Raw genomic sequence first — 24984 nt, 5'->3', positions numbered from 1 at the left:
GTCCCACCGGGGCGGCCCGGAACGCCTCGTCCGGCGGGAGCGTCCAACCGGAATGCCACGCGTTTCCCTTCGTACGCCGATCGCGGTCTTCGCCGTGCTCCTCGCCGTGGCGCCGGCCGCCTGCGATTCCGGCACGCCGACCTCCGGCCCCGCCACTCGCACGATCTCGCGGCAGCCGAGCGCCTCCGCCACCTCGCCGGCCGCTCCCACACCGACGACCTCGGCGCCCGCGGGCACGCCATCGCCGTCCGCCTCGCCACCCGCCGGCGCCGGGCTGCGCGGCCGTACGGTCGTCCTGAACTGCCCGGTGGACCGCGCCGACCCGCCCTGCCCCGCCACCCCGGCGCCGGCCCGCGTCGTCGTCCTGAACAAGACGGGCCAGACCGTCCTCGCCACCGACGCCGACGGCCGGTTCACCGTCGCGCTCCCGGCGGGTAGCTACGTGATCCGGGCCGCCGCCACCAGCGGCACCCTGGCCCGGCGCCCGGTGACCCGGCCGGTCACCGTCGCCGCCGGCCGCTACACGACGGTCACCATCCGGCTCATCACCGGCCTGAGTTGATCGAATTTCTTGGCCGCCTTCCAGGAAGGGGAAGGTTCGCGCAAAGCTCCCGGACAGGCTCCCTGATCGGCGGGCACCGGTTCTTCGTTACCTGCTCTTCGCGCTGCTCCGCGTGGTGGTCGCCGCCGCGCTGGGGGTGGCGGCGCTGCGGTGGGCCTGGTTACGCGCCGGCGCCGGGGTGGCGTTGACGGCGTTGTCGCTGGTCGCCGTCCTGGCGCACGCGAACGACACGGCCCGCGAACCGTCCCCGGCGGCGCTGCGGCTGCTGGCCGCCGAGCAGCGGCCCGGCGAGCCGATCGTCCCGGCCGCCGGCCGCGTGTCGCCGGACCTGGAGACCTACCTGCGCCTCGAACCCCGGCTGGCCACGGACCTCGACCCTCCTGCTCGGCTCCGACACCCACCTCCGCGTCGAACGCTGGACCCGGTGAGGCCTGTGGATGAACCGGTGGATAACACGGCTTGATCTGGGGGTAACCGGGCCGGCCCTGTGGAGGATCTGGGCCATCCCGGAAAAACTTGAAGATGTCCTGGTCAGGGTCTTGCGCATAGGGGCCCGCGAGGACTACAAATCTTGCACGCCGCCAGAGACGGAGGCCCGGGTCGGAAGGAGACTTCCGAGCCAGTCAGCAGGCACGAGGGTCGGGTGTTCGCGAGAGCGAGCGTCCGGGCCGAGAGCTCGCGACAGGGCCCGCCGAACTGGCAAGCCAACCCGGAGTGGCGCCGTTCCGGGAGGTGAGCACCGAGTCGACCGGGGTTCGCCATGGCTCTGCCGGGTGATGGTGGCGTGCTCCGCCGGCCGAGGCGGTCCGAGCGATCGGGCCAAGGTGGCCGCTGGGGCCGAGGCCCCTTCCATCTCATACATGGAAGGGGCCTCTCCTCTGCCCATTATCCGTGACCCGGGTTTCTACTGGCGCGACGGGCGCCGGAACCTCCCAGACTGTGGTCGATACCAGACCACGGGAGGTCACCATGAGCGACACCGGCCAGGAACTCGGCTACGACATGAAGCTCGAGGTCGTGACGCTGCCGGTCGCCGACGTCGACCGGGCGAAGGGTTTCTATCAGCGCCTTGGCTGGCGGCTCGACGCCGACTTCGACCTGGGCGAGGTCCGGGTGGTGCAGTTCACGCCGCCGCACTCGAACTGCTCGATCTCGTTCGGCCAGGGTCTCACCAGCGTCGCGCCGGGCTCGGCGCAGCGGCTGGAGCTGGTCGTCGACGACGTCGAGGCGGCCCGCAAGGACCTGGTCAACCGCGGTGTCGAGGTCAGCGAGCCGTTCCACCGCGAGGGCGGCAACCTGGTGCCCGGCGTCGACCCGCAGCGGCGGTCCTACCTTACGTACGCGTCCTTCGCCGACCCCGACGGCAACGGCTGGCTGCTGCAGGAGGTCACCACCCGGCTGCCCGGGCGCACCTGGGAGCACTAGCCCAGCGGATGCGCGGCGTGGGCGGCCGCGACGATCAGCCCGGCCACCTTGTCGGGGTGCGAGGCCGGCGAGGCGTGGCTGGTGGGCCGCCAGCACGATCGGACCGTCGATCGTCCGCAGGTAGCTACGCAGGTACGCGGCGTCGGTGACCGGCCCGCGCAGCAGGTTCGGCGGAGCCACCGCCCGGCGGCCCCTCTCCTCGTGACGCTCGAGCACGGCCGCCCACGCGTCGGCCCAGTCTCCGTGCACGAGCACGATGGTGACCATCGAAACCCCCTTCTGAGGTGGTGTTTCGACGAGAGTCGCGCGGGCCCGGCGGGCTCGCATCCGCCAGCACGCCGGCGCGGGTCGCCAGTCGGCTCAGGACCCCGCGGGGGCGGGTCGCCGGCTCCAGATGTCGTTGCACAGTTCGCAGGTCGACTCCGGGATCACGCCGAGCCGCATCAGGCCCGCGAAGATCTTGCAACCGATGCAGTACACGAAGACCGACTCGAGCGTGGCCGCGACCGCCACCAGCCCCAGCAGCACGTAGGCGGCCGGGCGCGGGCCGGCGCCCAGCGCGAGCACGGCCGCGCTCACCGACAGCAGCGCGCCGATGCCCTGGGCGAACCGCTTCGGCGGCCCGGGCACCAGCTTGGCCGGCCGCCGCAGCCGCGGAGTGATCACCCGGGTGGCCAGCTGACCGAGGGGACTGAGCGTCGGGCCGGTCGCCACCCGCGCCACGAAGCCGTACGCGATCACCGCGGTCAGCCACGGCAGGTCGAGGGCGATGGCCGCCACGCACATCAGGACCACGCCGCCCGCCACGACCCGCGCGGACACCTCGTTGACCGGGTTCGGGAAGCTGAACAGCCGCCGCATCGCCACACCTCCGTTATGCCTATGGGTATAGTAGGCTATTCGCGGGGATCGGTGCCGGCGGTGCCGGTGGAGGCCGCTCGCAGCCGGGTCAACGCCTCGGCCCAGTAGGCCTCGTACCGGGCCGCCCACGGCGCCAGCGCCCGGCCCAGCCCGTCGGCGTCGATCGCGTACACCTGATGCCGCCCCCGGCGGACGGCGGTGACCAGGCCGGCCGCGCGCAGCGCCATCAGGTGTTTGGAGATGCCCGACGCGACCAGGCCGGGGAACTGCGCGACCAGGTCGGCGACCGTCAGCGAACCGTGGTCGGCGAGCAGGTCGAGGATGCGCCGGCGGGTCGGGTCGGCCAGCGCCCGGAACGCCTCGTCGCTGCCGGGAACCGGTGGCCGCCCCGCGGCGTCGTCAGGCAACGCGGGCGGTCACGGCGTCGGCCAGCAGTCGCAGCACCTGGTGGCGGTCGGCTCCCCGCTCGTACGCCTGCTCGGTCTGCTGCCATCCGGACTTCCCGATTCCGGCGAAGCCGTCATGGACCAGCCGGACATGCGTGCCGCCGGCGGTCGGCTCGAGGGTGATGACCAGGCGGCCGGGATGGCGCCAGCCGGACTGCTCCTCCAGCCAGGAGAGGGTGAGGCGCCCCTCGGGCACGAGGTCGAGCACGACGCCGCTGATCCAGGTGGTCCCGTCGCCGCCGGGCATGCGGTAGGCGCCACCGACCCGCAGGTCGATCTCGAGGTCGGGGGAGAGCCAGCGGCGCAGGCCGTCCGCCGTGGACAGCTGACGCCAGACGACGCTCGGCGGTGCGGGGATGTCGATGGAACGCGCGACCTCGGGCATGTCCGTCTCCTCACGTCTTACCGCTTGGTAATGCATTACCGTACGGTAAGGCGTTGGCCGGGTCAACGGCGGCGGTCAGGTCAGCCGGAGCTCGCCGTGGGCGGAGATCAGCCCCGAGCCGGAGAGCCGCACCCGGTCGCCCGCCACGTCGACCCGGATCCGGCTGGGCCGGCCGAGGCGGTGGCCCTGCTCGATGAGGACGGGCACGCCGGCCGGCGCCCGGCCCGACCGGGTCAGGGCGACGGCGAGCGGACCCGCCGCCGTCCCGGTCGCCGGATCCTCCGCGATGCCGACGGTGGGGTTGAAGAAGCGGGTGTACGCGGCCGCCCCGTCCTCGCCGGCGGTCGTGTAGAGGTAGCAGCCCTCGCCGCCGGCCGCCGCCAGGATCGCGGCGAGGTCGCCGTCGTGCGCCACGGCCGCGTCGACCGCCTCGCGGGTGGCCAGCGGGACGAGCAGGTGCCCGACGCCGGTGGAGACGACCTGGGCGACGGCGCCGGGGGCGAGGTGCCGCGGTTCCAGCCCGAGCGCGGCGGTCAGCCGTCCGACGTCGGTGACCTCCTTGCCGTACGCGGGAATGCCCTGGTCCATCACGATCCGGACCGGCTCGCCCGGTGCCCGCAGGATCTCGACGGCGAGGATCTCGGCACCGATCCGCTGCCGCATCGTGGTCGCCGGCCCGTCCCCGGTCAGTCCCTGGTCGGCCAGCCAGAGCCACGCGCCGAGGGCGTTGTGCCCGGCGCCGTCGACCTCGACGCCGGCCGGGGTGAACGAGCGCAGCCGCCAGTCGACCCCGTCCTCCGCGGGCCGGAGCAGGAAGGTGGTCTCGGACTGGTTGAACTCGCGGGCGATCGCCCGCATCTGCGGCACGGTCAGGTCGTCGGCGTCGGGCACGAGCGCCAGCGGGTTGCCGGTCAGCGGCCGGTCGGCGAACACGTCGACGAGGAAGAAACGAGTCATGGCGTTCAGTCTTAGCGGGCGAAGACGGTCACGTCGATGCTGTAGTGCTCGGCGCGGTAGACGTGGTCGGAGAACTCGACGACCGCACCCGAGCTGTCGAAGGCCGTGCGCTGCATGCTGATCAGCGGGGTGTGGCCGGCGATCCGCAGCAGGCGGGCCTGCCCGGGCGTGGCGGCCTTCACGGTGATCCGCTGCTTCGCCACCGCGGGCCGCCCGTTGTACGCGGCCATCAGCCGGTACAGGCTCTGGCCGGCGAGCGCCTCGGCGGTCAGGCCGGCGAAGCGGGGCGGCAGCCAGTTGCTCAGGACGGCGAGGGGTACGTCGTCGGCGAGGCGCAGGCGTTCGCCGTGCACGGGGCCTTCGGTCGGCGGCAGGCCGAGCATCCGGGCCGCGTGCCGGTTGACGCAGTCCGGCTCGAACAACAGGACCTCGGTGCCGGGCCGCCGGCCGGCCGCGGTCAGGTCGTCGAAGAGGCTGGTCAGCGCCGCCCGGGCACGGGCACGGCGGGTCCGTCCTCGGTGACGATCACGGGGGCTTGTCGGTGCGTTCCTCAGAATGTCAGGACAAACCCTTGACGTCGAGGCCGCGGCGCCGCAAGCTGCTCATGCCGACCGTATTCCGGGCGCCCGGTAATCCATCGATAACTGTGTCCGCCGCCGTTTTCCAGAGCCGGAGGAAGGCTTGCCCGAATTGCACGCCGGGGCGGTGCCGGTCGCCACCTATGTGGCCGAGCCGGAGCTCGATCCCCGGCTTGCGCCGCGCCCCTATTTGCATCCGGTCCGCACCCTTTCCGGGACGGTGGTCACCGACGAACTCCCGGCCGATCACCCGTGGCATCTCGGCGTATCGATAACCGTGCAGGACGTCGACGGCGCCAATTTGTGGGGTGGCCGCACCTACGTCCGCGATCAGGGCTATGTGTGGCGCGAGGACCACGGCCGGATCGTCGGGGGGCCGACCCGGCCGGTGGCGGGCGGCTTCGGGCAGGAGCTGAGCTGGCTCGGTCCGGCGGGCGAAATCCTGCTGCGCGAGCACCGCACGATCACCGCGGGTGCCGTGCCGCACGGTTGGGAGCTGATTTTCGCGTACGAGCTGAGCACGCCCGGCCCGGCTCCGGTGACCCTCGGCAGCCCCGCCACGAACGGACGCGAGGGCGGCGCGGGCTACGGCGGCTTCTTCTGGCGGCTCCCGGCCGGCTCGGCGCGGGCGACGGTCGGCTCGGGCGGCGAGCCGCACGGATCGGCCGACCCGCGGCTCTCGGTGACCGTGGACGACGCGTACACCCTGGTCTTCAGCGGCCTCGCGGGCGACGACCGGTGGTTCGTGCGCACGGACGAGTACAACGGGGTCTGCGCCGCCCTGGCGTACCACGATCCGCTCGTGATCGCGCCGGGCACGCCCCTGACCAGGCAGATCCGGGTCCTGGTCGCCGACGGCCGGCTGCCGTCATGATCGACCAGGCTTTCCTGGCCGCCGTGCGCACCGGGCTGGTGCACGAGGTGGACGCGATCATGGCCGAGGACGAGGATTGGGGCCATCTCCAGCACCGCCGCCTCGCCGAGCGGATCCTGACCCTGGTGGCGGCCGGGCGGGACGACCCCGAGCTGTTGAAGACCGCCCTGCGCCTGGCCGCCGCCCTGCGTGAGCGGCAGGGCCCGGGCGGCCTGTTCCGCGGCGGGGACAACGTCGACTCGCCGCCCGACTCGGCGTTCACCGTCAACGATCTCGCCGACGCGGCGCTTCTCCTGGGTGACAAGGAGGAGCCGCTCGCGCGGGAGCTCGCGCGGCTGCTGGACGCCGCGACCCCGGCCCTGCTCGCCGGCGGGGTGCACACCCCCAACCACCGCTGGGAGCTGTCCGCCGCGCTGGGCCGGCTGTACCGGCTGGACCCCCGGCCGGAGCTGGCCGCGCGGGTGGGGCAGTGGCTGGCCGAGGGCGTCGACATCGACGAGGACGGGCTGTACTCCGAGCGCAGCCCGAACTACGCCGCCTTCGTCTCGAACCCGTCGCTGCTGCTGCTCGCCGCGGTGTTCGACCGGCCGGAGCTGGCCGGCGCGGTCGAGCGCAACCTCACGGCGACCCTGGACCTGCTGCTGCCGGACGGCTCGGTGGAGACCGTGCTGTCCCGGCGGCAGGACCAGAACCGGCCGTACCCACTCGCCCCCTACCTGCTGCCGCTGCGCCGGGTGGCGCTGGCGACCGGCCGCGGCGATCTCTCCTGGGCCGCCGGCCTGGCGCTGGAGCAGGGCATCGTGGCGCCCGGCCACGTCGCCGCGCAGCTGCTGCTCGACCCCGAGCTGGGCCGCCCGCTGCCGCCCGCCGTCCGGCCGGAACGCCCGCGCGTGCGGCACTTCGCCTCGGCCGGCACTCTGCTCGCGCACCACCCGCGGGTGAGCACGGTCGCCTTCGGCGGCTCGGACTACGCCCGGCATCGCCGGATCCGGTCGGGCCTGGCCAACTCGCCGACGCTGCTGCGGGTCGTCGCGGGGGAGGCGGTGCTGGACAGCGTCCGGCTGTCGCGGGTCTTCTTCGGCCTCGGGCCGTTCCGGGCCGGCGGCCTGACCGTCGAGCCCGGCCCGGTCGCGGTCCTGCGGGAGTCGGTCTCCGCGTCCTACTACCAGCCGCTGGCGGCCGCCGATCGGCGCCCGGACGCCCGCTATGCGCTCGGCGACGACGGCCGGTTCAGCGCCGCGATGGCCTTCGACCGGCGGGAACGCGACGACGTCACGCTGGACACGGAGATCCGGGTATCGGCGGGGGAGACGGGCGCCGAGCTGGTCGTGGCGGTCTCCGGACCGGCCGTCGACTGGTGCCTGGAGCTGGCCTTCCGGCCCGGCGGCACGCTCTCCGGCGCCCGTCGCCTGACCGACGGGCGCGGCTGGCGGCTGGACCCGTCGCCGGACGGGGGACCGGCCGTGGCGCGCTACCGGGCCGGCGACGACGAGCTGACCGTGACGGTCGAGGGGCCTGCCCCGGCCGCGGAGAGCGAACCGGGCTACCACCCGGGGGAGGAGTACGAGTTCCTGGGCGGTACCGACGCGGCGTCCGGGGAGCTTCTGTACGTCAGTGCCAAAGCACCGTCCCGGTTACGAATGCGCATCGGAACGGCAATTTAGCGCGAGCCGGATAGCACGATTCCGTTTGCCGCCCGTGGGAGCGCTCCCGATTCCCGGCAACAAACCTTTGCATTTCACCTTTGCAAAGGAGCGTTGACGAGGTAAGCGCTTTCCCATAGAGTCCGACGCCACTGGACGATGAAATGTTGTTGCGAGGAGATAGCCATGACGAATTTCGCAATGCTCCGGAGGGGAGGCTTGCGGTGGGCGGCGGCCGGCGTCGTCACCGCCCTCGCCCTCAGCGCATGCTCCTCCACCTCCGGTGGCAGCTCCGGTGACGCCAAGAGCATCACCTTCTGGTATTCGACCTCCGCCCAGGACCAGGGCTACACCGACCTGGCCAAGGACTTCGAGGCCAAGGAAGGCATCAAGGTCGAGATCGTCAACGTGCCCTACGACGGCTACCAGGACAAGCTCAAGCAGGCCGCGCAGGCCAACTCGCTGCCCGACACGGCCAGTGTGCCCTCGCTGGACACCCTCTGGGTCAACCAGCTGCAGGACCTCTCCGCGACCGCGAACAACGCCACCAACAACATCAACAAGGACCTGCTGACGACCCAGGACAGCAAGGTCCTGGCCATCCCGTCCGACGTCACGGCGGCCGGCCTGTTCATCAACAAGACCCTGTTCGACAAGGCGAAGGTCACCTACCCGACCGACCCGAGCAAGACCTGGACGTGGGACGAGTTCCTCGCCGCCGCCGACAAGGTGCGCACGGCGACCAAGGCCAAATACGACCTGGTGTACGACCGGTCGGCGGCCCGCATCCGCCCGTGGATCTACAACCACGGCGGCAAGGGCTTCCAGCTCGGCGCCGACGGCAAGTACGCTCCGGCCGACGCGACCACGGTGCAGGCGCTGGCCGACTTCGCCAAGCTGAACAACGACGTGATCATGCCCAAGTCGGTCTGGGGCGCCGGCGCCGACCCGAACGCGCTGTTCAAGAGCGGCCAGGTCGTCGCGTACTTCTCCGGGGTCTGGCAGGTCGCCGACTTCGCCGACGGCATCACCAACTTCGACTGGGCCAGCGCGCCCACCCCGGCGCAGCCGGTGCACGCCACCGACATCAACCTCGGCGGCAAGGTCGTCGCGTTCAACAACGGCTCGAAGGCCGCGGCCGCCAAGAAGTGGGTCGACTTCATCTTCCAGCGCGACAACTACACCAAGCTCGCCCAGACCAACGGCTACCTGCCGATCGAGAAGGGCCTCACGCTCACCTACCCGTTCAAGAAGCAGGCCGCGCTCGACTCGTTCGCCCTGTACGTCAAGGAGATGGAGCTCGCCGACCCGATCTCCGCCTCCGGGCAGGCCACCGGGACCAAGCTGTTGCTGGCCGGCAAGTCGGTCGACGACGGCCTGATCAAGGATGAGATGGCCAAACTGGTCAACGGCAAGCAGGACGCCCAGAAGACGGCCGACAACATCGTCGCGGGCCTGAACCAGCAGATCGGCTAGTGCGGTGACACGTGGGCCCGCCGGCGACGGCGGGCCCACGTGGCCGGGCGAGTGGAGGAGAGGGAGCATGGTCGACAGCGTCCGGGCCGAGCCACGGAGCATCCCGGCCGGCGGCGAGCCGGCCCGAACGGCATCGCGATGGCGCCCCCGGCGGAAGCACAACAGCTACTGGGCCGCGCCGCTGCTGATGATCTCGATCAACCTGGTGCTGTTCCTGCTCTTCTTCCTCTGGCCGGCGGTCATCGGGCTGAAGTACTCCTTCACCAGCTACACCGGCGTGGGCCCGGCGCCCTGGGTCGGTACCGACAACTACCAGCGGCTGCTGCACGACCCGGCGTTCTGGGCGGCGCTCAAGCGCACCCTGATCTACACGGCCTGCGTCGTCCCGCTGATCTTCGTGGCGTCGCTGGGCACCGCGTACCTGATGGTCAGCCCGTACTCCCGGGGAAAGACCGTGGCCCGGGTGATCTTCTTCCTGCCCTGGCTGATCTCGCCGATCATCGCCGGGGTCATCTGGCGCTGGATCTTCGGCGAGAACTTCGGGCTGGTCAACTTCATCATCACCGAGCTGGGCGGCAAGGCGGTCGACTGGCAGACCGACGCCAACCTGTCCCTGATCATTGTGATCATCGCGGCGACCTGGATGAACACGGCGTTCAACATGCTGCTGTTCATCGCCGCCCTGAAGAACGTGCCCACCGCGTACTACGAGGCCGCCGACCTGGACGGCGCCAACGCGTGGCAGAAGTTCCGCCGCATCACCCTGCCGGCGATCGCGCCGACCTCCTTCATCGTGGTGCTGCTCAGCACGCTGGGCAGCATGAAGGAGTACGGGTTGGTCGTCGCGGTCAACGCGGGCGGGCCCGGCACCGACAACAACCTGATCGTTCAGTACATCTACACCACCGGCTTCCGGCGCAACCAGATCGGGTACGCGAGCGCCGCCTCGTTCGTCCTCATGCTGATCCTCGTGATCATCGCGGTCGTGCAGCTGCTGGCCAACCGCCGGAAGGGGTCCTGAGATGGCCGTGGCCACCAAGCCGCCCGTGCCGCGGCGGCGGAAGACCGCCCGGACGGGCGACCTGCCGAGGAAGATCGGCACGAGCTCGATCATGTGGCTGCTCGCCGCCGTCTACGGCTTCCCGGGCCTGTGGTTCGTGCTGAGCTCCTTCAAGCCGGCGGGCGACCTCTTCACGTACCCGCTCACGCTCTTCCCGAAGAAGTGGACGGTGTCGGGCTACACCCAGGCCTGGTCCCAGTTCGACGTCGCCCGGTACTTCGTCAACACGCTGATCGTGGCGGTCGCGGCGACCGTCCTGACCATCGTCGCGAGCGCCGCCGCCGGCTACGCCCTCGCCAAGTACCGGAACTGGTGGCTCAAGGTCTTCGCCGCCTGCATCCTGGCGACCACGATGCTGCCGGGTGAGACCCTGCTGCCCTCGCTGTTCGTCGTCGTCCGCAACATCGGCCTTTACAACAGCCTCAGCGGTGTCGTCGTCCCCGCCGTGATCACCGCGACCGGCACCTTCATGTTCCGCCAGTTCTTCGTCACCGTGCCGAACGACCTGCTGGAGGCCGCCCGCATCGACGGCTCCGGCGAGATGCGGACGTTCCTGCGGATCATGCTGCCGCTGGCCCGGCCGATCATCCTGACCCTCGCCATCGTCTCGTTCCAGTGGCGCTGGAACGACTACCTCTGGCCGCTGATCATCCTCAACGACCCCAGGCAGTTCACCCTGCAGATCGGCGTGGCGAGCATCGTCGGCGCGCAGAACGTGAACTGGTCGGTCCTGCTGGGCGCCTCGGTGCTGTCCATGATCCCACTGGTGGCGATCTACCTGGTCTTCCAGAAGTACGTGATGAGCGCCGACATCAACGCCGGCCTCAAGGACTGAGCGGATGGCGTACCTGCCGCGGGTCGTCCTGATCGGCGCCCACGGGCACGGGCGCGGCCACCTGGAGCGGATCGCCCGGCTGCACGCGGCCCGGCGGCTCCGGCTGGCCGGCGTCGCCGACCCGCAACCGCTCGATCCCGGTCAGCGGGCGCTGCTCGGCGACGCCCCCTTCGCCCCCGACGCTATGACGCTGCTGGAAGCCGTCGAACCGGACCTGGTCGTCCTGGTGACTCCGGTGCACACGCACGTCGACCTGGCCGAGGCCGCCATGCGCGCCGGTGCCCACCTGCTGCTGGAGAAGCCGCCGGCGCCGACCTTGGCCGGCCTGGAGCGGCTGCTACGGGCCCAGCGCGAGACCGGCCGGGTGGTCCAGGTCGGCTTCCAGGCGTTCGGCTCCGGCGCCGTCGCCGAGCTGCGCCGCCGGATCGATCGCGGCGACCTCGGCGAGATCCGGGCGATCGGCGGCACCGGACTGTGGTGGCGCCCGGCCGAGTACTGGGCGCGCTCCGGCTGGGCGGGCCGGCGCGAGCTGGGCGGCGCCGTGGTCAACGACGGCGCGCTGACCAACCCGTTCGCGCACGCGGTCGCCCTCGCCGTGACCCTGGACGGGTCCGGCGGCGACCAATCGGTGCGGCGGGTGGAACTGGACACCTATCGCACCCGGGCGGCCGAGGCGCACGACACCGCGAGCGCCCGGATCGTGACCGCGCGCGGCACCACCGCCACGGTGGCGGTCACCCTCTGCGCGGAGGAGGAGTCCGAGCCGGTGATCACCGTGCACGGCACCCGGGGGAGCGCCGTCCTGCCGTACACCCAGGAAGGGCCGGACACCGATCTGCTGGAGAACCTCCTCGCCCACCTGGCCGATCCGGCCGTACGGCTGCTCGTCCCGCTCGCCGAGACCCGCGGTTTCACCGAGGTCGCCGAGGCCGTCCGGCACTCACCGGCGCCGGTGCCGGTGGCCCAGCGGGACCTGACCGGGCTGCCCGAACTGACCCGGCGGGCGGCCGGCTCCGGCCTTCTCTACGGCGAGACCGGCGCCGCCTGGGCCACCGCCAAGCCCTTCGACTGGACCCCCGAGGACACCGCGTGAGAATCACCGCCGTCGAGGACACCGATCTCTTCCTCGGGCCGGCCGCGGCACCCCGGCAGGTCGTCCGGGTCACCCTCGCTGCCACTCAGGCTTCCGCACCCTTGCGCGTACGCGTGGAAGGTCCTGCCGTCCGCACCCCCGAACCGGCGGTCACCGGCGCGTTCACCGCCGGCGAGCAGCGCGTCGTCGAGGTCGGCGTGCACGTGGCGGCTCCCGCGCCGGAGGGCTCGATCCACCGGATCACGGTGATCGCCGAGCACGACGGCGGCCGGGTCAGCGCCGACGCCACGCTGCGGGCCGCCGCCACCGGCTGGACCATGTGGATGATCTCGCACTTCCACTACGACCCGGTCTGGTGGAACACCCAGCGCGGCTTCACCGAACTCTGGCAGCAACTGCCCGACGTGCCCGGCGCGGACAGGTTGCGCCCGCCGTTCGTCCGGACCGCGTTCGACCTGGTCCGCGCGCATCTGGACGCGGCACGCACGGACGACGACTACCGGTTCGTGCTCGCCGAGATCGACTACCTCAAGCCGTACTGGGACGTCTTCGTCGAGGACCGGGCGGACCTGCGGCGGATGCTGCGCGAGGGCCGGGTCGAGCTGGTCGGCGGCATGTACAACGAGCCCAACACCAACCTGACCCACCCCGAGTCGACCATCCGCAACGCGGCCCTGGGCATCGGCTACCAGCGGGACGTGCTCGGCGGCGACCCGCAGAGCGCCTGGATGCTCGACGTCTTCGGGCACGACCCGGCGTTCCCCGGGCTGATGGCCGACGCCGGGCTCACCTCCAGCGCCTGGGCGCGCGGCCCGTTCCACCACATCGGCGCCAAGCGGCACACCGGCGACATCACCCGCATGCAGTTCCCCAGCGAGTTCGAGTGGATCTCGCCGAGCGGCCGCGGGCTGGCCACCGCGTACCTGGCCAACCACTACGTGGCCGGCTGGGACCTGGAACGCAAGGACACTCTCGAAGAGGCCATCGCCGAGGCGTACGCCCAGTTCCGCGAGCTGCGCAAGGTGGCGGCGACGCGCAACGTGCTGCTGCCGGTCGGGCACGACCACAACATCCCGTCCCGCTGGTGCACCGAGATCCACCGCGAATGGGCGAAGCGCTACGTGTGGCCGCGGTTCGTGATGGGCCTGCCCCGCGACTTCTTCGCCGCGGTCCGCGCGGAACGCCCGGCGCTCCCGCCGCAGACCCGGGACATGAACCCGGTCTACACCGGCAAGGACGTCTCCTACATCGACACCAAACAGGCGCAGCGGGCGATCGAGGGGCTGGTGCTCGACGCCGAGCGGCTGGGCACCCTGGCGGCGCTGCTGGGCGCCCGCTACCCGGCCGAGCAGCTGGACAAGGCGTGGCGGCTGCTCGCCTACGGCGCCCACCACGACGCGGTCACCGGCACCGAGTCCGACCAGGTCTACCTCGACCTGCTCGCGGGCTGGCGGGAGGCGTACGAGCTGGGCGCCACGGCCCGCCGGCGGGCGATCGGCGCCCTCGCCGCCCGGGCCGACACGTCCGGCCCCGGCCGCGCGGTGCTGGTCGCCAACACCCTGTCCTGGCCGCGCGACGACATCGCCCGGATCCGGCTCGACTACCCGGCGCCGGGCCCCCGCGCGGTCGCGGTGACCGACGACCGGGGCTGCGCCCTCGCCGCGGTCGCCGAGGGCGTCGCCCGGCACCCCGACGGCACCATCGCGGCGGTCACCCTGTCGGTGCCGGCCCGCGACGTGCCGGCCCTGGGCTACCGCACCTGGCACGTCACCGAGGCGGACGCGGCCGCCGCGGTGCCCGGCTGGCGGCCCGCCATGGGGGAGACCGTCATCCGCAACGACGCCTTCGAGGTCGAGGCCGACCCTCGCCGGGGCGGCGCGCTGACCCGGATCGTCGACCGGCGCAGCGGGCGGGATCTGCTGCGCCCCGGCGGCCTCGGCGCGGAGATCGTGGTCCAGGACGAGTACGCGGAACACCCGCACTGGGGCGAGGGACCCTGGCACCTGCTGCCCAAGGGCCCCGGGCGCGGCCTCGCGGACCGGCCGGCCACGGTCCAGGCCGAGTACAGCCCGGCGGGGAACCGCCTGGTCGCGGTCACCGAGATCGACCAGCTGCGGGTCACCCGCGAGGTGATCCTGTGGCGGGACACCGACCGGATCGACTTCCGTACCCACGTGGACGGCTCGATCGGCCGGGACCGGCTGCTGCGCGTCCGCTTCGACCTCGACCTGCCCGGCGCGCTGCCGGTCTCCGAGGTGGGGTTCGCCGCGATCGGACGCTCGTTCGGCTTCCCCGAGGTGGACGCCGCCGAAAACCTGTGGACCCTGGACAATCCCGCGCACACCTGGGCCGGGCTCTCCGCGACCGTACGGCTGCGGACCGGCGGACGGCAGATCGCCATCGGCGTCGCCGAGGTGATCAGCGAGCGCGACCCGCGGGCGCTGCTGGTGGCCCTGGCCCGCCAGGGGGTGACCGCGACCTCCGGCCAACCCGGCGGCCCGCGGTACGGCAGCCTGGACGCCGACTCCAACCTGCCGGACGTGCGGGTGGTGGTCGGCGCCGAGAACTCCTTCGCCACCGCCGTCCTCGACTCGGCCGGCGCCGGGCACCGGGACCTGCTCGCCCGTACCGGCCGGACCCTGGTCCCCGCCCGCAAGCCCCGCGCCGAGCTCTGGACCCCCGGCGCCGACCTGCGCGGCCCCCGCGACCTGCCGGTCCTGATCGTCGCCGCGGACGGCGTGGACGCGCTGATCGCCGACCTCTCGGACGCCGTCGTCGAGATCGGCGACCTCGGGGAGGACACCGAGCCGGCCTGGGCCGGCTATTCCGCCGCCCTGGTCAACCACGGCACGCCCGGCTTCGTCGCCGCGCCGGACGGCAGCCTGTTCCTCTCCCTGATGCGCGCCTGCACCGGCTGGCCGAGCGGCATCTGGATCGACGGCCCGCAGCGGTTCACTCCCGACGGCGCCGGCTTCGCCCTGCAGCACTGGAGCCACACCTTCCGGTACAGCCTGATCGCCGGCGAGGGCGACTGGCGCCGGGCCGGCTTCGTCCGCGCCGGCCAGCAACTCAACCATCCCCTGATCGCCGAGCCGGTCCCGGCGAGCGGCGGCGACCTGCCCGCACACGCCGGCCTCGCCTCGGTGGAGCCGTCCGATGCCGTGCTCACCGCCCTCAAGCCGCACGGGGACCGCGTCGCCGTACGCCTCTACGAGCCGCATGGCCGGCCGGTCGAGGCCCGGATCCGGTTGCACGGCGGCCTCACCGGCCCGGTCACCGCGGATGTTCTGGAACAGCCGCGCCCCGGCCCACCGGTCGGCACCGACGGCCCGGACGTCACGGTCGACCTGGCCCCCGCCGACGTGGTCACGGTCGTCGCCCGGCCCGGCCTGCCCCTCACTTCCTCGGGCGAGCCCGCCACCGAGCCCGTCCAGCCCGTACCCACCCGATACTGGCTGCACAACAAGGGCCCCGCCCCACTGGGCAACCTCCCGGTCAGCGTCCACATCGACCCGGCGACGCTGCGGATCACCGTCGCCTCCTCCTCTTCCTCCTCCGCCCGCGGCCGCGTCGACCTCGACGTCCCGCCCGGCCTCCGCGTCTCGCCGGCCGGCCCCTTCGACTACGACCTCCCCGCCGGCGGCCACCAGCACTTCGACCTGCGCGTCACCGGCGGCGAGCCCGGCCACCACTACCTGGCGGCCCGCATCCGCGACCCGTACGGTCAGCTCCTGGAAGATGTGGCCGTGGTCGCGCTGCCGCAGCACACCGACGCGGGCTCACCGCCAGCCATCGACGCCATCCTGAGCCCGGCCGACGTGCGGGTGACGCCGGGCGGCAGCACCGCACTGACCCTACGGCTGCGCAACCTCGCCACCGGCCCGGTCCACGGCGAGGTCCAACTGCTTTCCCCGTACGGAACATGGGCCGACGCCCACGACGACCTGGCCGTGGACCCGTGGATCCAGGGCTACCGGCTGGCCGCCGGCGAATCTCACACGCTGCGGTTCACCGTGCGAGCCGCGGCGGAGGCCCGCCCGGGCGCCCGCTGGTGGGCCCTCGCCCGCGTGGTCGGCATGGGCGAGGTCGCCTACACCGCCTCGGTCTCGCTGGCCGTCGCCCCGCCATGCCGGTAACCAGTTCTGCTCTGGGCGGCCGGTCGGGCCTGGTGGGTGGCCGGGGCTTGCCATGGCCCGGGGCTGCGTGGTCGCTGTTGGTGGGGGCGGTCGGGCTTGGTGGGTGGCCGGGGCTTGCCATGGCCCGGGGCTGCGTGGTCGCTGTTGGTGCGGCCGGTCGGGCTTGGTGGGTGGCCATGGCAAGCCCAGGCCACCCACCAAGCCGGCACAGAACAGCACGCAGGTCACCAACGCCCACCTCGGGCGCGAAAGATGCCTGGCCTCAGCGGTCGCCCGGTAGCCGGATCATGTTCCAGGACATCGCCGGCAAGAGCACGGTCGCTCGCCCGTCCGCCACCTTGACATCCTCGAGCGAGCGGGGTGCGACCCGGTCCGGCTCCTCGGTGGTGTTCGTCGCCTCCGGGTTGTCGTCGTGGACGGCGACGTGCTTTCCCGTCACCAGGCCGGGACAGGCTCGCAAATCCAGGTCCAAGGTCAGGGCCTGCCGCTGGTCCCGGTTGACGGCGAACAGCGTGACGCCGCCGGACTCGTCGTCGTGCAGGGCCACCGTGGCCAGCAGCGGGACTTCCCCCTGGGCCGCGGTCTCGTGCGTCGGCGCCACCGGGTCGGTGCGCAGGACCGTGCCGCGGCCATATCGGGAGGTCAGGGCGAACGGGTGGAACGTGGACTGCCGCCAGGCCGGGCCGCCCGGTTCGGTGCGGATCGGGGCGATGACGTTGACCAGCTGGGCCAGGCAGCCGATCTTCACCCGGTCGGCGTGCCGGAGCAGGGTGATGAGCAGGTCGCCGACCACGACCGCGTCGGTCACCGAGTAGGTGTCCTCGATCAGGCGGGGCGCCTCGGCCCAGTCCAGGTTCTCCTCGCCGGCGAAGCGGCTCTGGTACCACACGTTCCACTCGTCGACCGCCAGGTTCACCCGCTTGCGGTGGCCGTTCTTCGCGCGTACATGATCGCAGGTCGACACCACCGCGTCGATGAAGTGGCCGAGGTCCACGGCGCGGGCGAGGAAGCTGTCCCGGTCGTCGCCCGCCTGCTCGTAGTAGGTGTGCAGGGAGACGTAGTCGACCAGGTCGTAGGTCTCCTCGAGGACCGTCGCCTCCCACTCGCCGAAGGTGGGCATCTGCTGGTGGGAGCTGCCGCACGCGGACAACTCGATGCGCGGGTCGACGCGGCGCATCGCCTTGGCGGTCTCGGCGGCCAGCCGGGCGTACTCGTACGCGGTCTTGTGGCCGATCTGCCACGGGCCATCCATCTCGTTGCCCAGGCACCACAGCCGTACGTCATGCGGTTGCTCTGTTCCGTTCGCGCGCCGCAGGTCGGACCAGTACGTGCCGGACGGGTGGTTGCAGTACTCGACCAGGTGGCGCGCCGCGTCCAGGCCCCGGGTGCCGAGGTTGACCGCCATCATCGGCTCGCTGCCCACCCCGCGGCACCAGCGCACGAAGTCGTCCACGCCGACCTGGTTCGTCTCGATCGAGCGCCACGCCAGGTCGAGCCGGCGGGGGCGCCGCTCGCGCGGTCCGATGCCGTCCTCCCAGTCGTACCCGGAGACGAAGTTGCCGCCGGGATAGCGCACCAGCGGCACGCCGAGCTCGCGGACCAGGCCGGCCACGTCGCGCCGGAACCCGGCCTCGTCGGCCTCGGGGTGGCCGGGCTCGTAGATCCCGGTGTAGACGCACCGGCCCAGGTGTTCCACGAACGATCCGTAGAGCCGCGGGTCCACCTCGGACACCCGCTGGGCCGGGTCGACGGCGAGCGACGCGTGCCGCACGAGATCACCCCTTCAGGCCGGTGCCGGCGATGCCCTCGACGATGCGGCGCTGGAAGAACAGGAAGATCAGCACGAGCGGCAGCGCGCCGAGGACCGCGGAGGCCATGGTGTCCGCGTACCGGATGCCGTAGCTGCCCTGGACGGTCGCGAGGCCGACCGGGATGGTCATGAGCTTGGGGTTCGACAGCACCAGCAGCGGCCAGAGCAGGTTGTTCCAGCTCCACACGAACGTGAAGATCGCCACCGCGGCGACCACCGGCCGGCTCAGCGGCAGGACGATCCGCCAGTACGTACGGAAGAATCCGGCGCCGTCCACCCGGGCCGCCTCGTCGAGGTCGCGCGGCAGGTTGTCGAAGAACTGCTTGAAGATGAACACCGCGATCGCGGCCGGGATCTGCGGCAGGATCACCGCCCAGTACGTGTTCAGCAGGTGCAGCGCGCCGAACTCCCGGAACTGCGGCACGATCAGCGCCTGCTGCGGGATCATGATGCCGATCAGGATGAACCAGAACACCACCCAGCGGTAGCGGAAGCGCATCCGGGACAGCGCGTACGCGGCCATGCTGCCGACGAGCACGGTGCCGGCCGCGGTGGCCAGCGAGGTGATGAAGCTCGACGCGTACCAGTTCCAGATGTCGCCCTGGGCGAGAAGGGTGCGGTACGAGTCCAGCGTGGGGTGGTCGATCCACCACGTGGTGCTGGTGGTCTCGGCGTTGGGTTTGAGCGAGGTGTCGATCGCCCACAGGACGGGCACCAGCCAGATCAGCGCGAACGCGATCAGCACCCCCACGCAGACCCCGTTGAACACCTTCAGCCGGCGGTCCACCACGGCCTGGGTCACTTCCGTACGCGTGCCCTTGCGCACCCCGGTGCCGGTGGCGAGCGTGGTCATGTCAGAACCCCTGTTCCTGGCGGCGGGTGAGGAACACCCACACGGCGGACACGGCGAGCACGAGGATGAAGAACAGCGTCGACACCGCGGCGGCGTAGCCGGTGCGGAAGTCGGTGAACCCCATGTCGTACACGTATTCGAGGGCGGGCCGGGTGGCGTAGTTGGGGCCGCCGCTGGTCATCAGGTACGGCTGGTCGAAGAGCTTCAGCGACGCGATGATCTGCAGCACGATCACCAGTGAGGTGGTGCGGCGGAGCATCGGGATGGTGATCCGCCGGATCTGCTGCCACGGCGCCGCCCCGTCCATCGCGGCCGCCTCGTACAGGTCCCGCGGGATGTCCTGCAGGCCGGCCAGGTAGAGCACGAAGTTGAAGCCGAGCGTCCACCAGACGGTCGTGAAGGCCAGCGACCACATCGCCAGGCTCGGGTCGCCGAGCCAGTTCGGCTCGGTGAGGCCCAGGCCGGTCACGATCTTGCTGAGCAGGCCGAGCTGCGGGGTGTACAGCCAGAGCCAGATCAGCGCCACCACGGCCGAGGGCAGGATGTACGGCAGGAAGAACGCGAGCCGGAAGAACCACCGTCCGCGGCTGGCCCGGTCGGCGAGCAGCGCGAAGACGAAGGCCAGCACGACCAGCGGCGGCGTGGTGAGGATGGTGAACCAGACGGTGTGCCACATCGACGACCAGAAGTCGGAGCTGCCGAGCGCCTCGGCGAAGTTGCCGAACCCGGCGAAGCCGCCGAGCCCCGGCCGGGTGAGGCTGGTGTCGAAGAAGCTCATCACCATCATGTAGATCGACGGTCCGATGATGAACAGCAGGTACAGCGCGAGGAACGGCGTCATCATGAGCCAGGCGGGCCGGGCGTGGCCGTGCTCGGTGACGCGGGTGGTGTCGGGGTCGACCGGCCGGACCGGCCGGTCCTCGACGGTCTCGTAGTCGGCGGTGATGGTCACGGTGCGTACCTCCTCAGACCGGCGACGCTGTGCTCGCGAGCGCGGAGAGCTTGGTCCGGATCTGCGCGATCGCGGCGTCCGGCGCCAACTGGCCGGCTTCGACGGCGCCGATGGCCGAGCCCATGATGTTCTCGAAGTCCGAGCCGGAGCCGGAGTACCAGCCGGGCGGGTCGTACACCGCGGAGTCCGCGGCCGCCGCGTAGTTCGACTGCGGGGTGAGCTTCTTGAAGGCGTCGCTCTGCGCGACCGGCAGCCAGGCCGGGATGTGGCCGCCCTGCGCCCACGTCATGCTCTGGTCGAGCATCGACTTGATGAAGCCCAGCGACCGGTCCAGCTGGCCGCTCGCGGCGGCGCCGCCCTTCGGGACGACCAGCGTGTGCGAGTCGGCCTGGACCGCGTAGGTGCCGCCGTAGACGTTGGGCACCAGCGTCATGCCGAACGGCATCTTCGCGGTCTGGAAGGTGCTGATCTCCCATTCGCCGTTGAGGTGGAAGCCGGCCGCGCCGTTCGCGAACAGCGCGATCGCGCCCTGGTAGTCGATGCTGCCCGGCATCAGTTTCTTTTCAACAGTGAGGGTACGCAGGAAGGACAGCACCTGCGTGGCCTTGGCGTCGTCGAGCACCACCCTGGTGCCCTCGTCGCCGAGCACCTCGCCGCCGAGCTGGGAATAGAGCGTCTGGAAGAGCCGCCACGGGGTCGCCGTGTCGCCGTTGATCCCGTGCGTGGCGCCGAACTGGCCGGTCACCTTCTGCACCTTGGCCAGCGCTTCGGTGAAGGCGTCGGGCCCGGCGATCGGCGCCAGGTTGCCGGCCGCGTCCAGCAGGCCGGCCTGCCCGCAGATCTTGGTGTTGTAGAACAGCACGAACGGATGGGTGTCGATCGGGATCGCGTACGCCTTGCCGCCGACCAGCCCGGCGTTCCAGGCGCGCTGGTTGAACATCTCGGCCGACATCCCGTGCCGGGCGAGATCCGCCGGCTTGAGCTCCTCCAGCAGGTCGGCCGCCTGCAGGGTCTTCATCCGGGTCAGGTGCGAGACCGCCACGTTCGGCGGCTTGCGGCCGACGGTGGCCAGGGTGAGCTTGGTGTAGTACGGGTTCCCCCAGGCCAGCGTGACCGCCTGCAGGGGTGTGCCGGGGTTCGCCTTGCGGTAGGCGTCCTCCATCTGCTGCATCCGGACGCCGTCGCCGCCACCGAAGAGATTCCAGTAGTCGACGGTGCCGGGATCGATCGGGGTGCCGGCGATCCCGGCGCCAACGGGGGAGGAGCAGGCGGCGAGAGAAGCGGCGCCGAGACCGGCGAAAACACCCTTCATGAGCGTACGGCGTGACATCGGTCCGGTCATGAGCTCCGCCCTCCTCCGCCCGGCCTTGCGTCCGGTCGTGGTTCAACGTTGAATCGGGGAGTAAGCGTCAGGATTGTTTCCGGGGGCCGGGTTGGCAAGAGGCCTTCGTATGATGAGAAAGCTGTGGAGGCGGGGTGAGCGCGGCAGATGCGGGTGACGCTGAAGGACGTGGCCCTCCACGCCGGGGTCTCGGCGAAGACGGTGTCGAATGTGGTCAACGGCACCGGGCGGTTCAGCCCCGAGGTGCGCGCCCGCGTCGAGTCGGCCGTGGCCGCCCTGAACTACGTGCCGAACTTCTCCGCGCGCGGCCTGCGCAACGGCCGCAGCGGCCTGATCTGCCTGGCCCTGCCGAATCTCAGCTCGCCGTACTCCGCCGAGCTGATCCGCGAGTTCGCGCTCGCCGCCGCCGGGCGCGACCTCGGGGTGCAGATCGAGGAGACCGGCTTCGACAACTACGAGCGGGAGCGGCACCTGCTGTCCCAGGCCCGGCGGCACCTGATCGACGGCCTGATCATGAGCCCGGTGCTGCTCACCAGCGCCGCCCTCCAGCCGACCCCGGTCACCCCGCCGATGGTCTTCCTCGGCGAGGTACGGCAGGACACCACCGACCATGTCTGGGTCGACAACGTGGCGGCCAGCCGGGACCTGGTCGAGCACCTCATCGGCCTCGGGCATCGCCGCATCGCGATGCTGGGCCTGTTCGTGTCGGAGAGCGCCCGCCTCCGCCGCGAGGGCTACCGCCAGGCGCTCACCGCCGCCGGCCTCGCCCCCTCGGCCGACCTCGAGATCCCCAACCCGACCTGGACGACCGCCGCCGCGGCCGCGGCCCTCGACGAGTACCTCGACCGTTGCCCGCTGCCCGACGCGATCTTCTGCCTGACCGACTCGCAGGCGCTCGGGGCGCTCAACACGCTGTGGCGCCGGGGCATCCGGGTCCCCGACGACGTCTCCGTCGCCGGCTACGACGACATCACCGACGGGCGGTACGCCGTGCCCCCGCTGACCACGGTCGGCATCGACAAGGCGAGGCTGGCCGAGGTGGCGATCGACCTGCTGATCGAGCGGATCGCCGAGCCCGGCCGGCGCCCGCGACGGGTCACCATCCCGTACCGGATCCTGCCCCGGGAAAGCAGCAAGCCGGCGGTCAGGCGGCCGGGGTGAGGCGGAAGATGCGCAGCTCCCGGTGGGACGCGCGGGTCTGGTACGCCTGATACCCCGGCCACTGGTCGACGATCAGGCGCCAGAGGCGGTCGCGGTCGGCGCCCTCGGTCTCCCGGGCCGTGACCGGGAAGTCGCGGCCGCCCAGCAGCACCCGGGCGGTGGGGTCGGCGCGCAGGTTCCAGGCCCAGCCCGGGTCGTTCGCCCCGCCCCAGTTGGAGGCGATCACGATGAGGTCGTCGCCGTCCCGGACGAACTGCAGCGGACAGCTACGGGGCTGCGCGGAGCGGCGCCCGGTGGTGGTCAGGATCAGCGACGGGGCCATGCCCAGCGCGACCACCCGCCCGCGGCTGATCCGGCCGAGCCACTTGTCGAGACCGACCAGGCTGCGGGCCACCGGGGTGAAGCCGGGCCACGCGCCGACGGCCCGCCACATCCTCTTCCACAAGGTCAGCCACCTCTTCCGCCACGGGGTAGGTCCCCGGCGGGAATCCTAGAGCGGATGGATCAAGAGTCGAAGCGCACCAGCCAGCGGCGCGCGTACCTGATGCCGGTGATGTGCCTCAGGCAGGCTGCTCCGGGCATCCCGTGGCAGACCTCCCAGCCGCCGCCGCAGTCGGCCAGGTAGTAGGCGCCGCCCGGCACGCCCAGCTCCCGGTCGACGCGGAACAGCAGCGGCAACGCCGCGGGCGGGCCCGGCTCGTCCTCCCGGCCCGGCTCGTCCTCCCGGCCCGGCTCGTCCTCCCGAGCCAGGCGGAACGTGGTGGCCAGCCGGGCCGGGCGGTCCGCCTCGGGCTCCGGCGGGCGGGGCAACGGGCGGCCGAACGCGGCGGCGCAGAACTCGGCGTAGTCGCGGGTGTCGCGGACCATCTCGCGCCACAGATCGTCGACGACGACCGAGGGCATCGCCAAGCGGGCCGTGGGGTGGCGGGCGGCCAGCCGGAACCACTGCCGGGCCGCGCTCTGCACCAGGGCGACCTCGGCGGTGCCGAGGTCGCCGCGCGCCACGGTGAACCGGTGGCGGACGCCGGCCGGGAACCGGTAGCCGTCGACGACGGCGAGCCGCCGGGCGGTTCGCCGGGCACCGGATCCGCTCCACCTCATCGATCCAGCCTGCGAGCCGTCGAGGCAACGGTCAATCGCCGGCGGCCGGGGATACTGGGTGCATGCCGACCCTCCCGCTGTTCCCGACCAGCCTCGTAGGTAGCTTTCCGCAGCCGGAGTGGCTGATCGACCGGGGCCGGCTCGCGGCGCGGCTGCCGCCGCGGGTGCGGGCGGCCGAGCTGTGGCGGCCCGCGCCGGAAGACCTCGCCCGCGCCCAGGACGACGCGACGCTGCTGGCGATCCGGGCCCAGGAGGAGGCCGGCCTGGACGTCCTGACCGACGGCGAGATCCGCCGGGAGAGCTACTCGAACCACTTCGCGACGGCGCTGACCGGGCTCGATCACGACAATCCGGGCGAGTCGCCGGGCCGCGGCGGTCAGCCGAATCTCGTGCCCCGGGTGGTCGGTGAGGTGCGCCGGCCGCGTCCGGTGCAGGTGGCCGACGTCCGCTTCCTGCGGGCGCACACCGACCGTACGATCAAGGTCACCGTGCCCGGCCCCTTCACCATGTCCCAGCAGACGGTGGACGATTACTACCGAAACCCCGAAATCCTTGCGTACGCCTACGCCGACGCCGTCAACGCGGAGGTGCGTGACCTCTTCGCGGCCGGCGCGGACATCGTCCAGCTGGACGAGCCCTGGCTCCAGGCCCGGCCGGAGCCGGCCCGCGCGTACGGCCTGAGAGCTCTCCACCGCGCCCTGGACGGCGCGGCCGGCACCACGGTGGTGCATCTCTGTTTCGGCTACGCGGCGATCGTCCACGAGCGGCCGTCGGGCTACTCGTTCCTGCCGGAACTGGCCGACTGCGCCTGCGACCAGATCTCGATCGAGACGGCCCAGTCCCGTCTCGCCACCTCGGTACTGAAACACCTCACCGGCAAGACCATCGTGCTGGGCGTGCTCGACCTGGCCGACCCCGAGGTCGAGGCGGTCGACACGGTCGTCGAGCGGGTGCGGCGCGCCCTGCCGTACGTCGCGCCCGAGAAAGTGGTGCTCGCCCCCGATTGCGGCATGAAGTACCTGCCCTGGGATTCGGCGACCGGCAAGATGCGCGCCATGACCGCGGCCGCCGAGCTGCTCCGCCGCGGTTGACCACGCGATTCATGGCGTTGGCAGCCGGTTGTTCGCCGAGCAGGGCGGGCATGACGTAGTGGACGTCGCCGCCGAGGGGATAGGGGAACGTGGCTCGGCTGTCGTCGATCCGCGGCGGTACGCCGAGCAAGCCGGCTATTTCGCGTACCGCCGCGATCTTGGCTTCATCGGGTAGCGGCAGCCGTTGGCCTTTTGCGTCGGCCGGCGGGAGGACGGTGTGCTGTGCGCGGATGCTCTGCGGGCACGGTATTTCTGGCCGCTCCTCGAGGAATTGCGCGAGTGCTCGCAGCCCGGCCACCAATTCGGCCCGCTGACCGGGATCGGGGCCGGGATCCGGTTGGAT

General features: G+C 71.9%; 23 protein-coding genes. 12 read left to right on the top strand and 11 right to left on the bottom strand.

What is annotated here, in order from left to right:
• Positions 1-52: 52 nt before the first annotated feature.
• From IH26_RS0134535 to IH26_RS0134525, 3 genes are all read left to right on the top strand, one after another.
• On the top strand, positions 53-562 hold the full coding sequence (locus IH26_RS0134535) for a carboxypeptidase-like regulatory domain-containing protein (protein ID WP_030440460.1): 510 nt from the start codon (positions 53-55) through the stop codon (positions 560-562).
• Positions 563-674: 112 nt separating this feature from the next.
• Positions 675-1025, top strand: a complete 351-nt coding sequence (locus IH26_RS0134530) for a hypothetical protein (protein ID WP_030440459.1) — start codon at positions 675-677, stop codon at positions 1023-1025.
• A gap of 506 nt (positions 1026-1531) precedes the next feature.
• Entirely contained in the window at positions 1532-1987 is a 456-nt protein-coding gene (locus IH26_RS0134525; RefSeq protein WP_034216576.1) for a VOC family protein, read from the top strand.
• 360 nt (positions 1988-2347) lie between these two features.
• Here IH26_RS0134525 and IH26_RS0134520 read toward each other — a convergent pair whose 3' ends face one another.
• From IH26_RS0134520 to IH26_RS0134500, 5 genes are all read right to left on the bottom strand, one after another.
• The gene (locus tag IH26_RS0134520; protein WP_211268802.1) at positions 2348-2848 is read right to left on the bottom strand and encodes a DUF4395 domain-containing protein; all 501 of its coding nucleotides are present in this window, start codon (positions 2846-2848) and stop codon (positions 2348-2350) included.
• 35 nt (positions 2849-2883) lie between these two features.
• Complete coding sequence (locus IH26_RS0134515) at positions 2884-3255, bottom strand: ArsR/SmtB family transcription factor (protein WP_051809040.1); 372 nt, start codon at positions 3253-3255, stop codon at positions 2884-2886.
• Positions 3248-3679 (bottom strand): SRPBCC family protein, encoded by a 432-nt coding sequence (locus tag IH26_RS0134510; RefSeq protein WP_030440455.1) that lies wholly within the window; start codon positions 3677-3679, stop codon positions 3248-3250. Before IH26_RS0134510 ends, IH26_RS0134515 begins: the two co-directional genes overlap by 8 nt.
• A 75-nt stretch (positions 3680-3754) precedes the next feature.
• Entirely contained in the window at positions 3755-4636 is an 882-nt protein-coding gene (locus IH26_RS0134505; protein WP_030440454.1) for a PhzF family phenazine biosynthesis protein, read from the bottom strand.
• A gap of 11 nt (positions 4637-4647) precedes the next feature.
• Positions 4648-5097, bottom strand: a complete 450-nt coding sequence (locus IH26_RS0134500; RefSeq protein WP_281179817.1) for a GntR family transcriptional regulator — start codon at positions 5095-5097, stop codon at positions 4648-4650.
• Between the two features lie 220 nt (positions 5098-5317).
• On the opposite strand from IH26_RS0134500, the gene IH26_RS0134495 reads away from it, so the two are divergent.
• The 7 genes from IH26_RS0134495 (at position 5318) to IH26_RS0134465 (ending at position 16331) form a co-directional block, all read left to right on the top strand.
• Positions 5318-6088 carry a DUF6807 domain-containing protein gene (locus tag IH26_RS0134495; protein WP_030440452.1) on the top strand — a complete coding sequence of 257 codons (771 nt, stop codon included), beginning with the start codon at positions 5318-5320 and terminating at the stop codon, positions 6086-6088.
• The gene (locus IH26_RS0134490; RefSeq protein WP_051809035.1) at positions 6085-7752 is read left to right on the top strand and encodes a hypothetical protein; all 1668 of its coding nucleotides are present in this window, start codon (positions 6085-6087) and stop codon (positions 7750-7752) included. The genes IH26_RS0134495 and IH26_RS0134490 overlap by 4 nt, the downstream gene beginning before the upstream one ends.
• Positions 7753-7917: 165 nt before the next feature.
• Positions 7918-9207 (top strand): ABC transporter substrate-binding protein, encoded by a 1290-nt coding sequence (locus IH26_RS0134485; RefSeq protein WP_030440450.1) that lies wholly within the window; start codon positions 7918-7920, stop codon positions 9205-9207.
• A 67-nt stretch (positions 9208-9274) separates the two neighbouring features.
• A complete protein-coding gene (locus IH26_RS0134480) occupies positions 9275-10228 on the top strand; it encodes a carbohydrate ABC transporter permease (RefSeq protein ID WP_084599304.1) in 954 nt (317 codons plus the stop codon).
• Between the two features lies 1 nt (position 10229).
• On the top strand, positions 10230-11102 hold the full coding sequence (locus tag IH26_RS0134475) for a carbohydrate ABC transporter permease (RefSeq protein WP_030440448.1): 873 nt from the start codon (positions 10230-10232) through the stop codon (positions 11100-11102).
• Positions 11103-11106: 4 nt separating this feature from the next.
• A complete protein-coding gene (locus IH26_RS0134470) occupies positions 11107-12195 on the top strand; it encodes a Gfo/Idh/MocA family protein (protein ID WP_030440447.1) in 1089 nt (362 codons plus the stop codon).
• Positions 12192-16331, top strand: coding sequence for a glycoside hydrolase family 38 N-terminal domain-containing protein (locus IH26_RS0134465; protein WP_030440446.1), 4140 nt, complete (start codon positions 12192-12194; stop codon positions 16329-16331). Before IH26_RS0134470 ends, IH26_RS0134465 begins: the two co-directional genes overlap by 4 nt.
• Before the next feature lie 262 nt (positions 16332-16593).
• On the opposite strand, the gene arfA is transcribed toward IH26_RS0134465, so the two are convergent.
• From arfA to IH26_RS0134445, 4 genes are read right to left on the bottom strand one after another with little or no spacing between them, the layout of a single operon-like run.
• Entirely contained in the window at positions 16594-18102 is a 1509-nt protein-coding gene (gene arfA / locus IH26_RS0134460) for an arabinosylfuranosidase ArfA (RefSeq protein ID WP_030440445.1), read from the bottom strand.
• 4 nt (positions 18103-18106) lie between these two features.
• Positions 18107-18994, bottom strand: a complete 888-nt coding sequence (locus IH26_RS0134455) for a carbohydrate ABC transporter permease (RefSeq protein WP_030440444.1) — start codon at positions 18992-18994, stop codon at positions 18107-18109.
• Between the two features lies 1 nt (position 18995).
• Positions 18996-19946, bottom strand: coding sequence for a carbohydrate ABC transporter permease (locus IH26_RS0134450; protein WP_051809033.1), 951 nt, complete (start codon positions 19944-19946; stop codon positions 18996-18998).
• Positions 19947-19959: 13 nt separating this feature from the next.
• Positions 19960-21288: an extracellular solute-binding protein gene (locus IH26_RS0134445; RefSeq protein WP_030440442.1), complete on the bottom strand. Its 1329-nt coding sequence runs from the start codon at positions 21286-21288 to the stop codon at positions 19960-19962.
• 147 nt (positions 21289-21435) lie between these two features.
• Here IH26_RS0134445 and IH26_RS0134440 point away from each other — a divergent pair, with 147 nt between their 5' ends.
• Positions 21436-22449, top strand: coding sequence for a LacI family DNA-binding transcriptional regulator (locus IH26_RS0134440; protein ID WP_030440441.1), 1014 nt, complete (start codon positions 21436-21438; stop codon positions 22447-22449).
• Here the strand turns inward: IH26_RS0134440 and IH26_RS0134435 are convergent.
• Positions 22433-22882, bottom strand: a complete 450-nt coding sequence (locus tag IH26_RS0134435; RefSeq protein WP_084599302.1) for a nitroreductase/quinone reductase family protein — start codon at positions 22880-22882, stop codon at positions 22433-22435. The two genes, IH26_RS0134440 and IH26_RS0134435, sit on opposite strands and share 17 nt — an antisense overlap.
• Before the next feature lie 71 nt (positions 22883-22953).
• Positions 22954-23550 (bottom strand): glycine-rich domain-containing protein, encoded by a 597-nt coding sequence (locus tag IH26_RS0134430; protein WP_051809031.1) that lies wholly within the window; start codon positions 23548-23550, stop codon positions 22954-22956.
• A 62-nt stretch (positions 23551-23612) separates the two neighbouring features.
• Here IH26_RS0134430 and IH26_RS0134425 point away from each other — a divergent pair, with 62 nt between their 5' ends.
• Positions 23613-24641, top strand: coding sequence for a uroporphyrinogen decarboxylase family protein (locus IH26_RS0134425; protein WP_030440438.1), 1029 nt, complete (start codon positions 23613-23615; stop codon positions 24639-24641).
• Positions 24642-24984 lie beyond the last annotated feature (343 nt).

The sequence above is a fragment of the Actinoplanes subtropicus genome, from assembly GCF_000721705.1.
GTDB lineage: Bacteria > Actinomycetota > Actinomycetes > Mycobacteriales > Micromonosporaceae > Actinoplanes > Actinoplanes subtropicus.
Note: the sequence above shows the minus strand (reverse complement) of the source record. Positions and strands in the feature narration are given on the sequence as shown.